A 14,852-nucleotide genomic window follows, 5' to 3' on the forward strand; every position below is an offset into this window, starting at 1 on the left:
TGCTTCCGGCCGGGTATTCGAAAAATAAGTTTGGCAGTTAGCAAAGATTGCTGCTACATTCAAGAAGCTGTTATGTAGCAGATTGGCAGTCATGTCAGACGGCAAAAATAAAGATAACCATTGCAAATTCACAAAGATGCCCAAAGAAAACTCCTCCGGTTTTTCGTACCGGAAGCTACCGCCCGTGCAGCCGCTGATATTCTGGGTATCCAACCCGGTTGGGCTATTTGTCCTACCGCAAAACCCGCCAAGCGGCTGCCTGTCATTTGGCGCAGGAAGCCGGCGGGGTTTTCAGAGGCCTTACCGGGCCGGACGGGGGTTATTTCGGCGGTCGGCGTAAGGGTAAACGCGGCCGTGTGGCAGCAGGGAAAGCGGCTGTATCCGGCACCTTAAAGCGGCAGGGAAAGGTTGGTACCGCCGTTGTGGGGGGATAACGGGAAGGATGCCTTATTTCCGGTTATCAAACAGCAAACAACACCTGACGGCATTGTTTATACCGGTAGTGACAGGGGCTGTGGCGTGCTTGATGCGGGGCAGGTTCAGGCATCAGCGCATCAACCGTTCACAGCTTTTTGCAGACCGTCAAAACCCTATCGGCGGCATTGGAAATTGTTGGGACCGGGCGAAGTGCGTCTTGCGCAAATACAATGGGGTTGGCCGTAAATCTTTCCCGCTGTCCTTGAAAGGATGCGGGTTCCGGCTTTGACTTCGGCACACCGTCCGGGCAGCTTGAAATGTTGCGGAAATGAGGGGATGTTTAGGGTTAATCTACATCAACCCCTTGTTTTTTTAAAAAAATAGCAGATAAACAAAATCTCCAATCAAAGGTTGCGGCCATGAAAAATCAAACCATCATGCAATATTTCGCATGGTATTTGCCCGACGACGGCAAACACTGGCAACGCTTGACCGAAGACGGCCGACCCCGGCATCAGCAAAGTATGGCTTCCGCCGGCCTGCAAAGCCACCGGTACCAATGATGCCGGCTATGGCATATGTGCCTTTACGACCTAGGCGAATTTGATTAAAAAGGCGCGGTATGCACTAAAAAATACGGTACCACCAAAGACGAATACCTGCACGCCATTGCCATCTTAAAAGAAACAGGCATCCGCCCGATTACCGATGTAGTCTTGAATCACAAAACGGGCGGCGATGAAAAAGAGACCTTCAGCGTATTGAAAATGGCTCCGGACAACCGCCAACAGCCAATTTCCAAACCATATGAAATTGAAAGCCGGACGCATTTCACCTTCCTCAGCCGTAACGTCGAATATATCCCGACGTCCACCGTGACCTTTGCCGATAACCACGACACCCAGCGCGTTCAATCGCTGCAATCCGCCGTGGAAGACTGGTTCGAACCGATTGCATACGGCATTATCCTACTGCGCGAATTCGGCCTGCTGTGTGTGTTTTATGGCGATTATTATGGTGTTGAAGGCGCGAATTCGGCCAAACATCTTTCCGCAGCAGCATCACTGGCGCAGAAATTGGGCGCTACGGCTGCCGAAGCCGATTTCAGCGAATCAATCGGCCAAGGCGTGAGCGTGCGCCTGAACGAAATCGAACAAATCGAATTCCAGCAAGACAAATCGTTGGACATCACGGTTTACGTCGGCCAACGCAAAGGCCGCGCCAGCACCGCCGATTTTTCGCCACAAGCCCTGCAGGATACAGTTCAAGCCGCCATCGATATTGCCAAATACACCGCCGAAGACGATTGCGCCGGCTTGGCAGATAAAGCATTGATGGCCACCGAAATCGGCGATCCCGACCGCACTGACAAACTGCTCTGTCTGCGCGGCCAACACGCCTATGGTAAGCAAATCGATTATTTAGACGACCTCAACTGCATCCTCTGGATACGCTTAGGCAATGAAAAACACCCTGATGGCTTGGCAGCCATTATCAGCAACAGTGCCGAAGCAGAAAAAAGAATGCACGCTGGTATTTTGAATGCAGGCAATATCTTTGTCGATTATCCCGGTCATCACGATGCCGAAATTCAGATTAATGACGAAGGCGGGGCAGTATTCCTCATGCGCGGCAGCAGCTTGTCGGTGTAGTGGTGAAAAAGATATGACAGTTAATCATCATTAAGTTTTAAATCAAAAAGGCCATCTGAAACACTCATGTTTTCAGATGGCCTGAAACCTTTGTAAAATCCCTATCTTTAGCACATTTCTTCGTTATGCTGCTCGAATGCTTGTCCATCTTTGTGATGTCTGCACTTTCTGCGCTGCTCTAATTTTGAGCTGTACTCAAATTTGGGGATTTGCAAGGGGCTCGTTTTTTATGTTCACACAAAAACTTAATCAATCAACAACGGTGAAAATGATTTCACCGTTTCATCAATCGCTTTTACGCGCACCAAGAAATCTTCCAATTGCGCCAGCGGCAACGCGCTCGGGCCGTCGCAACGGGCTTGGTCAGGATTTTCGTGTGATTCCAAAAACAAACCCGCCAAACAAACCGCCATACCGGCCAAAGCCAAATCAACCACTTGCGAACGGCGGCCTCCGGAAGCTGCCGCACCTGAATCACGGGTTTGCAGCGAGTGGGTCACATCAAAAATAACCGGCGTTTGCCCGCAGGTTTTCTTCATTACACCAAAACCGAGCATATCGACCACCAGGTTATCGTAGCCGAAATTGCTGCCGCGTTCGCATAAAATCAATTGGTTGTTGCCGGCTTCTTTGAATTTTTCGATGATGTTTTTCATCTGTGAGGGGCTTAAGAATTGCGGTTTTTTGATGTTGATGACATTGCCGGTTTTCGCCATCGCCACCACCAAATCGGTTTGGCGTGCCAAAAATGCAGGCAATTGAATCACATCGCACACTTCTGCCACCGGCTGACATTGGTAGGGCTCATGCACATCAGTAACCACCGGCACATCAAATTCTCGCTTCACTGCTTCGAAAATTTTTATGCCTTCGTCCAAACCTACCCCGCGGAAGGAATGAATCGACGAACGGTTGGCCTTGTCAAACGATGCTTTGAAAACATACGGAATACCCAATTTATCGGTTATTTTGACATAGTGTTCGCAGGCTTTGAGTGTGGTATCCAAGTCTTCCAAGACGTTGATGCCGCCAAACAGGGTAAACGGTAAATCGTTGCCGACCCGGATTTGGTTAATTTGAACATTCATGGCTGAATCCTTTTTTAAGGCCGTCTGAAAAATCAGGCCGGAGTGAGAATGGCGAAATGGGGAACACTTGGGATTTTGAAGAATCTGAAATTAAAGCCGGAACAGCCCGACTGTCATCCCTGTAAGGATGTAAATCCAGACCCACACTCTTCAAATTGATTTGAAGCTGGCAAAACCGCAACGTTCCGGATTCCTGCTTCGCAGGAATAAAGGTTATCGTATCGCTGTTTTAAAAGTTGATAAAACTAAAGGCCGTCTGAAAATCGGAACCGCTTCAGACGGCCTGTCTTTTTTACAATACAGTATGCGGCGGCTCATACGAAATAACATCGCGGATTTTATTGTGTTCGTCCACCAACACTACTTTCGGCTCATGGTTCGACACTTCCGGTTCGGACAGCATCACATACGACATGATAATCACAATATCACCCTTTTGTACCAAGCGCGCCGCCGCACCATTGAGACACACCACACCGCTGCCACGCTCGCCGGAAATGGTGTAGGTTTCGAAGCGCTCGCCATTGTTATTGTTGACAATTGCCACTTTTTCATTGACGCAGATACCGGCGGCATCCAACAAATCTTGGTCAACGGTGATGCTGCCGACATAGTTCAAATCGGCTTCGGTAATGATGGCACGGTGAATCTTGCCGCCAAGCATGATACGGAACATGGGTTTCTTTCTTAATCAATTCGGGTTGCAGCATTTCAGACGGCCCGATATCTGAAGGCCGTCTGAAAAATAAACTGCTATTATAACCCCATTTGCGCCTTCATCCAGCGCAAATACGCCGATAATCCGCGCGATACCGGCTGCATCAGAATCTGCGGACAATCATAGCTGTGGTACGCCAAAATCAGCTTTTCCACTGCTTTGTAATGGCAGCGCGAAGATTTAATCACCATGCGGATTTCTTCATCACGACACACTTCATCCTGCCACACGTAATGGCTGGTAACTGTTTCATATTGTACGCAGGCGGCGATTTGGTTTTGCAACAATGCCAAAGCGATTTTTTCGGCTTCTTCGCGCGTCGCTGTCGTGGTGGTAATGATGACGGGCTTGAATGTCGGCATTTCAGACGGCCTCTTATTTAAAATTCAACACCGGCCAGCCTTTTTCCTGCGCTTCGGCCAACAGTTCGGCATCGGGATTGACCGCTACCGGTTCGTTCACATGGCGCAACAGCGGCAAGTCGTTTTTGGAATCGCTGTAAAAATAGACTTTTTCGTAGCTGTCTAAAGTTTCGCCACGCGCGGCCAACCATTCGTTCAGACGGGTAATTTTGCCTTCTTTCAGACTCGGGGTGCCGTAGTAATTACCGGTGTAGCGGCCGTCTGAACCGATTTCTAGCCGGGTGCCGATAACGTTTCCAATACCGAATGCGTGACAAATCGGTGTGATGATGAATTCGTTGGTGGATGAAATCACCAATAATTCATCGCCGGCATTTTTGTGGCTGTCGACCAGCATACGCTGCATGGGGGTAATGTGCGGTGTGATGAATTCGGCCATAAATTCGCGATGCATCTCGGCCAATTGTTCCATACCGTATTCTTTCAGCGGGGCAAGATGAAATTTGAGAAATTCGTCGATATTCAGGCAGCCGTTGCGGTAATCTTGGTAAAATTTTTCGTTTTGCTCTTCGGTGTATGCGACATCGACCAAGCCTTTTTTCATCAGGTATTGCGGCCATGTGTGGTCGGAGTCGGTATTGATTAAAGTGTTGTCGAGATCGAAGATGGCGAGATTTTTCATTCTGTTTCCTGCTGTTTTAAAAGTTGGCGCAAAAGCGGCAGAGTGATGCGTTTGCCCATCATCACGGCATAATGGTCAAGCGTGTCGAGCATTTGCATGAGACTGTCCATATCGCGCCGCCAATGGTTTAAGAGATATTCGAAGATTTCAGTGTCGATGGTAACTTGGCGTGCGGCGGCCATGCTCACCAAGGCATCGATTTTTTCCCTGTCAGTCAACGGCTTTACTTCATAAACCAAACAATAAGCCATGCGGGTGCGCAAATCTTCGCGAATCACCAATTGCTGCGGCGTGTATTCAGAACCAAGCAGCAGAAAACCTCTGCCGCTGTTGCGGAAACGGTTGAAAATGGCGAAAAGCAGGGTTTGTTCTTCATTGTTAAGCTGCTCGACTTGGTCGATGGCCAGATAATCGGCATCAAGTGCATTTTCAGTTAAGGGGTTGACGGCAGCATCAATATAGACGGCATTCTTACCGGCTTCAAGCGCTTGGGCAATCCATGCCTGCAACAAATGGCTTTTGCCTGCACCCTGTCCGCCCCAAACGTAGATAAACTGGCCGTGTTTATAACGCAAAACGTACACCAGCTCAGCATTTTCAGTGCCGAGAAATTTATCGAAGCTGGGGTAGTCGTGTGCGGCAAAATCGAAAATGAGCTGGTTCACGGATATATTCCGGTCTGTATGGGAATCGGTTTATTTTACGTTGTTTTAAGGGCTTGTATCAAGGTTTCAGACAGCCTGAAACTGCTCAAAATTCCTATTTCCGACATATTTCTACGCGCCGTGCTTCTCAAATATCCGCCCTATTACCATGATGGGTCTGCACATTCTACAATACTACACCGGCGCTTTAAACGGTACTCAAATCTGAGTTCCCCACCCGAAAACTTAAGCAAAAAATACTTGTCTAAGCCTGCATTTGGTTTAAAATGGCTCGCTGATTTAGATGGGCACATTGTGCATATACCGCTGTTTTTGTTTGAAAGCCCTTTAATGAAAATTTTTGAAACCGTTTACGACAAAACGCTGCAGTGGTCGAAACACCGCTTTGCACCATTCTGGTTGAGTTTTGTCAGCTTTATCGAAGCCATTTTCTTCCCTGTTCCTCCGGATGTGATGCTGATCCCGATGTCGATGGCCGAGCCGAAAAAAGCTTTGCGTTTTGCTGTTTACACCACTTTGGCATCGGTTTTGGGCGGGATGATCGGTTATGCCGTCGGTTATTTTGCATTCGATTGGGTGTCAGGCTACATTCAAAACTGGGGATTGCAGACGAAATTCGATCAGGCGCAACTTTGGTTTGAGACTTGGGGGGTGGTCGTGGTGTTTTTGGCAGGGTTTTCGCCGATTCCGTTTAAGGTATTCACCATTTGCGCAGGCGTAATGAACATGGCTTTTTTACCGTTTGTGTTGTCGGCGGCGGTTTCGCGCTTTACCCGTTTCTTCTTTGTCGCCAGATTATCGGCTTGGGGTGGTGAGAAATACGCCGATAAAATCCGCCATTATATTGAAATGCTGGGCTGGGGTACGGTGGCTCTGGCTGTCATCGGATATGCGGTGTACAGTTTTACCCATTAATGCACAGGCCGTCTGAGCGTTCAGACGGCCTGTGCATTAACAAAAAGTTGGATATTCATTGTCCGGGTCTTTTGACGGATGGCTTATTTGATGAAGTTTTTCAACACCAATGAAGCGATATCGTCCAAGCCAAAACCGTCAGCCTCTTGCGGATTGCCGTTGGGCGTGGCGCCGTCAACCAAGTTCGGCAAAATTTGTGCCAACAAATCGCTGGCTTGCCGGCTGTCGATGCCGAATTTTTGAGCGACTTGGCTGACGACACCGCTGCCTAAGGCTTTTTGTAATTTGTTGCCCGATACCGGCGCATTGTCTTGGGAAACGGAAACCCAGCTACCCAGCGCGTCGCCCAAACCACCTTGTTGCAATCGGTTAATCAAATTGCCCACACCGCCTTGCTGCCGCACCAAATCTACCGCCATATCAACCACCGGATTTTGGGCGGAACCGTTGTTATTGTTGTTCAGGGCTTGGATGGGTCACGTTCAACAAATTATCTATATAAAGCAATGATTTATCCTTTATATTATGTATTATTGCGAAACGGCTTGAGTCTAGCAACACCGTGGCTTTTACCTGTCTTCTTAACGCAGACAAACGCAGGCCGGCCGAAAAATGCTGTAGTAAAGCAACCAGCTTTTTCCAGACGGCCTTTATTTATCGTTTTCGACTTCGCGGCCATTACAATATTCCACCGCACCGCTCTCAAAAAAAACCTGCAAAATCGTTTGCGCCGCCACTTGGTCCAACACCGATTTCTGTTTTTTCCCGAATACCTGCGCTTGCGTGAGCAAACTTCCGGCGTACAGCGACGACATGCGCTCATCCACCCAATACACCGGCAGATTAAACCGCCCCTGTAATCGGCGGCCGAACTGACGGCTCAAGCACGTCAGTTCATGCTCGGTGCCATCGGTATGAGTCGGCAAGCCGACCACCAGCTGACTCGGCTGCCATTCTTTTACCAGCTTGGCAATGGCTTCAAATTTGGCTTCGTTGCTGTGGCCGGCGACAGTGTCCAGCGGGTGCGTCATGCCTAATTCGGCATCGCCCTGCGCCACGCCGATTCGTGCTTTACCGAAATCGAATGCCAGCGTGGTGCCTTTGGGTGCTTTAAGCATGCCCCGCTCCCATGGCCAAACAGTCAGGCCGAATGCCGAGCTTTTCAAAAACGGCAGCATAGCGGTATTCATACGGCACATCAAACAAAATATGCTCGTCGGCAGGCACGGTCAGCCACACATTATCGGCGAGCTCGCGTTCCAACTGTCCTTTGCTCCAGCTTGAATAACCAATACTCACCAAAGCCTTATCCACTGCACCGGGTTCGGATAAATTCTCAATAATGTCACGCGAAGAAGTCAGCGCGATTTGACCGGTTACCGTCAGCGTACTTTGCCAATTGCCCAAAGGCGTATGCACCACATAGCCGCGGTCAACCTGCACCGGCCCGCCCATCATCACGCTCTCATGCTGCATGCGCAACGGAATATTGCGGGCACTGACCGCAAAAATCATGTCCATCGTAATCGGCGACGGTTTATTAATAATGATGCCCAATGCACCTTCTTCACCATGTTCGCAAACATAAATTACACTGTTTTGAAAAAAAGGGTCGTCCATATCGGGCATGGCAACTAAAAAATAGTTTGCTAAATTCATATATTCTCTTGATTATCCAGATTGCGCAGGTGCCGTCACTTCGACAATACACGCACCGTGAACCTGCTTATTGGCCAAACCGGTAATTTCTTTCTCATCCACGCGCTGTCCGTCAAAACAGGAAACCGCACTTAAAGAATTTTTCGGCGAGCCTTGAAGGATTTTATCGCTATACACCAAATACGCAAAAGACTTACGTTTCGGGTCGTAATAACGGATAATCTGCTGGCTCTTAAATGCCACGCTCGCACTACGTTTGAAGACCTGTTTCGGCTTCTTTACCGCCACTTCTATTGTAACGGATAATATTGGCCGACTGTACACACGATACCGAAGCATCGCTGGCATCTTCTTCCAAATTGACGGTTTCTTTCAACCCGCCTTTTTTGGCATAAGAAACGTAACATGCCACACCGCGCACATCAGGATCATCAAATGCCTCCACTTCAATGCGGTCGTTTTTACCCAGCATGTGAAACACCGTGCTGGCTTTACCGATTTTATCCGAATCGCTGCCGCCGCAAGCCGCCAACAATGCCGCTGCAACCGAGGCCAACGCTGATTTTTTCAACATCACGACTTTTTCATCCATAAAAATTCACGGGTACTATATAAGACTGTTTGATAAGATTGCAAGCATTTGTGAAACACGTTTAAATAACATTTTCAGACGGCCTGACAATCAGTATAATCGGCCTTTGTTGCTTTTACTGACTTTAAGAAAATACATCATGCGTTACAAACCTCTTTTACTCACCCTATTGCTGTGTTTCGCTGCTCCTGCTTTTGCCGCCAATGGATCATCAGCCAAAGAAAAAGCCGCCGCCGCTAAAAAAAACATTCCGGCCCAAAAAGCAACCGCGCCGAAAGAAGCAGCCAAAGACAAAAAGGGCAACAGCAAAACTTCGGCCGACAAAGCCAAAGAAAAAACAAAAGCCGTTGCAAAAAAAGACAATAAAGCCGGCAACAAAAAAAGTAACGGTAACGCAACAGATACCCAAAAGGAAACGTCTAAAGCCAAAGAACAAGCAGTAAAGAAAACCGCTGCTAAAAGCACAAAAGAATCGGCCGAAAAAGAAAACAACGCGAAAAAATCCGATAAAAAAATAGCGGCTAAAAAAGAAACCGCCGCTAAAAAAGACAGCAAAAAAGAATCAAGCAAACAACCTGCAAAAAAAGAGCCGGTAAAAAAAGAATCAGTAAAAAAAGCCGCTGACAAAGCAGAAACCGGCAAATCAGCCTATAAAGCAAGAACCGCTAATAATAAAAAAACAACTGCTGCACGAAGCAACGACAACGACGAACTGCGCGCCGCCGTCAGTGCCGCCACCAATGATTTAGAAGTCAAACAAGCCTTGAACAAACGCACGGCCGGTTTCTTGGTTCGCGTCAATGCTGATTTGAAAAAGCTGCAACAAACCCGCAACAGCCTATCCAACATCAACCGCCAACAGCGCGGCGCGTGGGGCACGCTGCAACAATTGGATAAAAACCTCACCCGTCTGAAAGCCGAAGTGGGCAACACGCGTGCGCAGATTTCACGTTTTGTTTCCGGCAACTACAAAAACAGCCAACCCAACGCCGTTGCCCTGTTTTTGAAAAATGCCGAGCCAGGTCAAAAAACGCGCTTCCTTCGTTATACCCGTTACATCAACGCTTCCAATGAAAAAGTAATGGCAGGCTTGGCAAAACAACAAAAAGAATTAGCCGCACAAGAAACCAAAATCAACAATGAATTAAGCCGTCTGAAAAGATTACAGGCCAATGCGCAAGCCACATTAAAAAAACAAGGCGCGAAAAACACCCCAGAGCAGGTAGAAAGCCGCCGCCAAAATACCGCCATAGCCAAAGAAGCCAGGAAATCGGCGGCTCAAAAAGACAATGAACAACGTCTGAACAATCTGATTAAAGACTTGGACAAACAAAAAAACGAGCAGCGAAAAAAAGAGGCCGAAGCCCGTAAAAAGGCGGCGGAAACACGTTTGGCCAAAGCCGAAAAAGCCCGCCAGACCGCCAAGGCAAACAAAGAAAAAGCCGCACAAGAGCGTGCCGCCCTATCCAACCTCACCGACGAAGACATGAAACTGCAGGCGCCAAAATCCGGCAGCTTCATGACCATCAGTAATCCGAACAGCTTCAGCCGCATGCAAGGCCGTCTGAAAAAACCGATCAACGGCATGCTCTCCGGCCTATTCGGCCACCGGCGCGAAAGCGGCGAAATATGGAAAGGCGTGTTCTACACCACACCGCCTGCCGCCGTAAACAGCATTGCCGCGGGTAATGTGGTGTATACCGGCGAATTAGAAGGCTACGGCAATGTGGTGGTGGTCGATCATGGCGACAAATACGTCAGCGTGTATTCGGGCTTGAATGAAATCGGCGTGGTAAAAGGTTACAGCGTCGGCCAAGGCCATAAAATCGGGACCAGCGGCACTTTGCCAAGCGGCGAAGAAGGTCTGTATTTGGAAATCCGCTATAACGGCCAAAATATGAATCCGCTCTCTTGGATTAACTGATTTTCAAACGGCCCCTATACCCCGATTCAAGGTATGGAAGCCGTCCGAATGTTTTATTACGATGATAAAAAAGCATGATTTCCTGAAAAGCAAACAGTCGCTAGCATTTTTTTACCCTAAAACGGTTGTTTCATCAGGCCAAATCGCCTAAAGTTTCACGAATGATGATTTAGGCCGTCTGAAAAAATATCAATCAATTCGGACGGCTTCAAAAGCACACAAAGAAAGTTAAGAATAATGTCGAAATCCACTCTGAAAAAAGTTGCACTTTACACCTTGGGCGCATTCAGCGGCGTGGCACTCAGCCTCAGCGTTCAAAGCATTGCCGCTGGGAAAACCGGTAAAGACGGATTTTTACCGGTAAAATCCATCCACACCATGGCCGAAGTTTACGGCCAAATCAAAGCCAATTATTACCAAGACAAATCCGATGAAGAATTATTCGAAGGCGCGATGAAAGGCATGGTGGCCGATCTCGATCCGCATTCCGAATACATGGATAAAAAAGGCTATTCCGACCTGAAAGAAAACACCAGCGGCGAATTCGGCGGTTTGGGCATGGAAATCGGCCAAGAAGACGGCTTCATCAAAGTGGTTGCGCCGATTGAAGACACGCCGGCCGAACGCGCCGGTGTTAAAAGCGGCGACTTCATCGTCAAAATCGACAATACCTCAACGCGCGGCTTGACCGTCAGCGAAGCGGTAAAAAAAATGCGCGGCAAACCGGGCACCAAAATCACCTTGACCCTGTCGCGCAAAAATGCTGACAAACCGATTGTGGTCAACCTTACCCGCGCCATCATTAAAGTCAGAAGCGTGCGCCACCATCTACTCGAGCCAGGCTACGGCTATATCCGCGTGACCCAATTTCAAGAGCACACCATTGCCGGGGTGAATGACGCAGCCAAAGATTTGACCAAGCGAAACGGTGCACCATTGAAAGGCTTGATTTTAGACTTGCGCGACGACCCGGGCGGCCTGCTGAATGGTGCGGTCGGTGTCTCGGCCGCCTTCCTGCCGGCCGATGTGAATGTGGTGAGTACCAAAGGCCGTGACGGTAAAGCCGGAATGGTGCTGAAAGCCACACCTGAAGATTACATTTTATCCAACAGCAAAGACCCGCTTGTCGGTCTGCCTGCAGAATTGAAAACCATTCCGATGACGGTTTTGATTAACTCAGGCTCCGCTTCGGCTTCGGAAATCGTTGCCGGCGCGCTGCAAGACCACAAACGTGCCGTGGTCGTGGGGACGCAAAGTTTCGGTAAAGGTTCGGTTCAAACCGTGATTCCGTTGTCCAACGGCAGCGCGGTCAAACTGACCACCGCTCTGTATTACACCCCGAACAACCGCTCGATTCAGGCGCAAGGCATTGTACCGGACGTAGAAATCAAAGACAAAGACCGAGCCTATGAAAGCCGTGAAGCCGACTTGATCGGTCACATCGGCAATCCGTTGGGTGGTGCAGATGTGAACAGCAGCAATAAGATTCCCGAAACGGTAGAAGATGCATTAAAACAGGAGACTAAACCGAAAACCGATAAGGAAAAAAAAGAAGACATCATCGCCCGCCGTACACCAAATCCAGCCAAAGACGACCAATTGCGCAAAGCCTTGGATTTGGTGAAAAACCCAACTGAATGGCAAAAATCTTTAGGTCTGGCCGCAAAAAAACCGGCTCCGAAAAAAGACAGCAAAAAAGAGGATAAGGAATAACCCTCAATCTGTACACACAAACAAAACAGGGCAGAATAAATTTTCTGCCCTGTTTTGTTAGGCCGTCTGAAAATATGTTTTCAGACGGCCTTAATGAATCAATACTCAAGCTTTCAAAGCCGCAGCCACTTGAGCGACCACATCCGCTGCTGCAACACTTTGTGATTCGGTATCACGGCGTTGCGCGTATTCGACGTTTCCTCCTTTCAGACCACGGTCACCAACCACGATACGATGCGGAATGCCCAGCAATTCAGAATCGTTCAACAATACACCTGCACGCTCATCGCGATCGTCTAACAACACATCCACGCCCTGCGCTTGCAGTTCGGCATAAATACGGTCAGCCGCCTCACGCACCGCTGCGGATTTTTTGTAATTCATCGGCACAATCACTACTTCAAAAGGCGCCATGGCCGGTGTCCAAATAATACCGCGCTCGTCATGATTCTGTTCAATCGCTGCCGCAACCACGCGCGTGACACCAATGCCATAGCAACCCATTTCCATGATTTGAGACTTGCCGTTATTATCCAAAAAAGACGCATTTAAGGCTTTGGAATATTTATCACGCAATTGGAACACATGCCCTACTTCAATACCGCACGCCAGTTTCAGACGGCCTTTCCCATCTGGACTGGCATCGCCTTCGACAACGTTGCGCAAATCGACAAACTCAGGTTCTGCCGAATCACGGCCGAAATTAAAGCCAGTATAATGGTAGTCGTCTTCATTGGCACCAATGACCCAATCTGCTCCTTTTTCAGTGGCAAAATCGGCATAAATCTTGCCTTTAAAGCCGACCGGCCCTAATGAACCGCCATTGGCACCGAATTGCGCCAAAATCGTTTCCGGCGCCGCCATACTCAAAGGCGATTTCACACCAGCCAATTTTTCCGCCTTAATGTCGTTGAACTCATGATTACCGCGCAGCAGCAGCAACACGATTTCGCCTTCTTCCTGGCCCTCAACTACAATCGATTTCAGCGTTTGCTCAATCGGAATATTCAAAAATTCAACCAAAGCCGCAATTGTTTTCACACCCGGCGTGTGCACTTTATTCAATTGAGTTTGTGCCGCCGAACGCTCACCGCTCAACGGCAGTGTCGGCGCTAATTCGATATTGGCTGCATAGTCAGACACATCGCTATACGCAATCACGTCTTCACCACTGTCGGCCAACACTTGGAATTCATGTGAACCGGTACCGCCGATGCTGCCGGTATCCGCTGCCACCGGACGAAAATCCAAACCTAAACGGTTAAACACACGACAATAAGCGTCATACATATCCTGATAAGTCACCTGCAAAGATTCAAAATCAGCATGGAACGAATACGCATCTTTCATCACAAACTCACGCGCACGCATCACGCCGAAGCGTGGGCGGATTTCATCACGGAATTTGGTTTGAATATGGTAGAAATTCTTCGGTAATTGCTTATAGCTGCTGATTTCCTTGCGCACAATATCCGTAATCACTTCTTCACAAGTCGGCCCCATGCAAAAATCAGCATCTTTACGGTCTTTCAAGCGTAGCAATTCCTTACCATAAAACTCCCAACGGCCTGACTCCTGCCACAATTCGGCAGGCTGTACCACCGGCATCAGCAATTCCACGCTGCCTGCACGGTTCATTTCCTCACGGACCACATTTTCCACCTTACGCAACACGCGTAAACCCATCGGCATCCAAGTATACAAACCCGAAGCTACCGATTTAATCAAACCGGCACGCAACATTAATTGATGGCTGGCAAGCGAAGCTTCCGCAGGCGCTTCTTTCAGCGTAGAGATAAAAAATTGACTGGCTTTCATGATGTCTGGTTCGAATATTCAAAGTAAACGGCTATTGTAACGCTATTGGCAATAATTTAATAATTTTTCAGCTGTCAACAAAAATTTATACACACCTTTGCAGCACTTTGTTTTACTTGGAAATTTTATTTTTAGACAGCCAAAAATCTTTATAAAAAATAAAATATTGATTTTATTGAATTTAATTTGATTAATTCTTAAGCAACTTAACAGCATGATTGTCGCTAAACCATTTTTTTGGTTTATGAAAGGCTTACCCACAAGGTTATCCACAAAGTTTGTGTATAGCTTTTCACACTTCTGAAACATAATTTTTTAAAAGCTGTCCTAGGGCATCCTGAAAATTACCTGTATAAAGCAATACGGACAAAAGAAAGGCAGATAAGTTAAACTTTTGCCGCCGGACAGAACACACTTAACTGCCATCCTTCAAACACGATTAACTGACGGATACCGCTCAAAGCCGCTGACTATTTCGTTTTCTGCCACAAGAAAAACCTGCACCGGAAAGTAGGAGGCATACGCTACCGCGTAAGGACCGGCATACCGTGGGAAGGCATTCCGCCCCCTTTGGACAAAGCAAATTCCCTGTTGCGCACTTTCTACAGATGGTCGGGAAAAGGAATTTTTCAAAGCATCCCCAAATC

The 14,852-nt window shown here is 48.1% G+C and carries 13 protein-coding genes and 4 pseudogenes; 6 read left to right on the forward strand and 11 right to left on the reverse strand.

Going from position 1 to position 14,852, the window contains the following annotated elements; all coding sequences use genetic code 11:
• The first annotated feature begins 120 nt into the window (after positions 1–120).
• The 3 genes and pseudogenes from C7N83_RS05465 to C7N83_RS15185 all read left to right on the forward strand — a co-directional run.
• A pseudogene (locus C7N83_RS05465) lies at positions 121–749 on the forward strand (IS1595 family transposase).
• Positions 750–836: 87 nt separating this feature from the next.
• Positions 837–980, forward strand: a complete 144-nt coding sequence (locus tag C7N83_RS14635) for a hypothetical protein (protein ID WP_170064816.1) — start codon at positions 837–839, stop codon at positions 978–980.
• Positions 981–1,481: 501 nt separating this feature from the next.
• Positions 1,482–1,778, forward strand: a pseudogene (locus C7N83_RS15185) (PmbA/TldA family metallopeptidase); the annotation flags it as partial.
• Between the two features lie 536 nt (positions 1,779–2,314).
• Here C7N83_RS15185 and kdsA read toward each other — a convergent pair.
• The 5 genes from kdsA to hda form a co-directional block, all read right to left on the reverse strand.
• Complete coding sequence (gene kdsA / locus C7N83_RS05475; protein WP_106741186.1) at positions 2,315–3,157, reverse strand: 3-deoxy-8-phosphooctulonate synthase; 843 nt, start codon at positions 3,155–3,157, stop codon at positions 2,315–2,317.
• 292 nt (positions 3,158–3,449) lie between these two features.
• Positions 3,450–3,833 (reverse strand): aspartate 1-decarboxylase, encoded by a 384-nt coding sequence (panD, locus tag C7N83_RS05480; RefSeq protein WP_106741188.1) that lies wholly within the window; start codon positions 3,831–3,833, stop codon positions 3,450–3,452.
• An 80-nt stretch (positions 3,834–3,913) separates the two neighbouring features.
• Positions 3,914–4,237 carry a divalent-cation tolerance protein CutA gene (gene cutA / locus C7N83_RS05485; RefSeq protein ID WP_106741190.1) on the reverse strand — a complete coding sequence of 108 codons (324 nt, stop codon included), beginning with the start codon at positions 4,235–4,237 and terminating at the stop codon, positions 3,914–3,916.
• A 13-nt stretch (positions 4,238–4,250) separates the two neighbouring features.
• Positions 4,251–4,919 carry a histidinol-phosphatase gene (locus C7N83_RS05490; protein ID WP_106741192.1) on the reverse strand — a complete coding sequence of 223 codons (669 nt, stop codon included), beginning with the start codon at positions 4,917–4,919 and terminating at the stop codon, positions 4,251–4,253.
• Positions 4,916–5,584 carry a DnaA regulatory inactivator Hda gene (hda, locus tag C7N83_RS05495; protein ID WP_106741194.1) on the reverse strand — a complete coding sequence of 223 codons (669 nt, stop codon included), beginning with the start codon at positions 5,582–5,584 and terminating at the stop codon, positions 4,916–4,918. The genes C7N83_RS05490 and hda overlap by 4 nt, the downstream gene beginning before the upstream one ends.
• Before the next feature lie 330 nt (positions 5,585–5,914).
• Between hda and C7N83_RS05500 the strand changes: the two genes are divergently transcribed.
• Positions 5,915–6,499, forward strand: coding sequence for a YqaA family protein (locus tag C7N83_RS05500; protein WP_106741195.1), 585 nt, complete (start codon positions 5,915–5,917; stop codon positions 6,497–6,499).
• A gap of 83 nt (positions 6,500–6,582) precedes the next feature.
• Here the strand turns inward: C7N83_RS05500 and C7N83_RS05505 are convergent.
• The 4 genes and pseudogenes from C7N83_RS05505 to C7N83_RS05520 all read right to left on the reverse strand — a co-directional run bounded on the left by C7N83_RS05505 (position 6,583) and on the right by C7N83_RS05520 (position 8,732).
• Positions 6,583–7,006 (reverse strand): annotated as a pseudogene (locus C7N83_RS05505) (YidB family protein).
• A 143-nt stretch (positions 7,007–7,149) separates the two neighbouring features.
• The gene (ruvX, locus tag C7N83_RS05510) at positions 7,150–7,617 is read right to left on the reverse strand and encodes a Holliday junction resolvase RuvX (protein ID WP_106741199.1); all 468 of its coding nucleotides are present in this window, start codon (positions 7,615–7,617) and stop codon (positions 7,150–7,152) included.
• Entirely contained in the window at positions 7,610–8,158 is a 549-nt protein-coding gene (locus C7N83_RS05515; protein WP_106741200.1) for a YqgE/AlgH family protein, read from the reverse strand. The genes ruvX and C7N83_RS05515 overlap by 8 nt, the downstream gene beginning before the upstream one ends.
• Before the next feature lie 12 nt (positions 8,159–8,170).
• A pseudogene (locus C7N83_RS05520) lies at positions 8,171–8,732 on the reverse strand (CreA family protein).
• 157 nt (positions 8,733–8,889) lie between these two features.
• Here C7N83_RS05520 and C7N83_RS05525 point away from each other — a divergent pair.
• On the forward strand, positions 8,890–10,674 hold the full coding sequence (locus tag C7N83_RS05525) for a peptidoglycan DD-metalloendopeptidase family protein (protein ID WP_106741202.1): 1,785 nt from the start codon (positions 8,890–8,892) through the stop codon (positions 10,672–10,674).
• A 237-nt stretch (positions 10,675–10,911) separates the two neighbouring features.
• Positions 10,912–12,387 (forward strand): S41 family peptidase, encoded by a 1,476-nt coding sequence (locus C7N83_RS05530; RefSeq protein ID WP_106741204.1) that lies wholly within the window; start codon positions 10,912–10,914, stop codon positions 12,385–12,387.
• Positions 12,388–12,492: 105 nt separating this feature from the next.
• Here C7N83_RS05530 and C7N83_RS05535 read toward each other — a convergent pair whose 3' ends face one another.
• Both C7N83_RS05535 and C7N83_RS15830 read right to left on the reverse strand, forming a co-directional pair.
• Complete coding sequence (locus C7N83_RS05535; RefSeq protein ID WP_106741205.1) at positions 12,493–14,205, reverse strand: proline--tRNA ligase; 1,713 nt, start codon at positions 14,203–14,205, stop codon at positions 12,493–12,495.
• Between the two features lie 429 nt (positions 14,206–14,634).
• A partial coding sequence (locus C7N83_RS15830; RefSeq protein ID WP_245911139.1) for a hypothetical protein occupies positions 14,635–14,852 on the reverse strand: 218 nt, incomplete at its 5' end.

Origin of the sequence: Neisseria iguanae (assembly GCF_003013245.1) — a bacterium.
In the GTDB taxonomy this organism is placed as follows: Bacteria; Pseudomonadota; Gammaproteobacteria; order Burkholderiales; family Neisseriaceae; genus Neisseria; species Neisseria iguanae.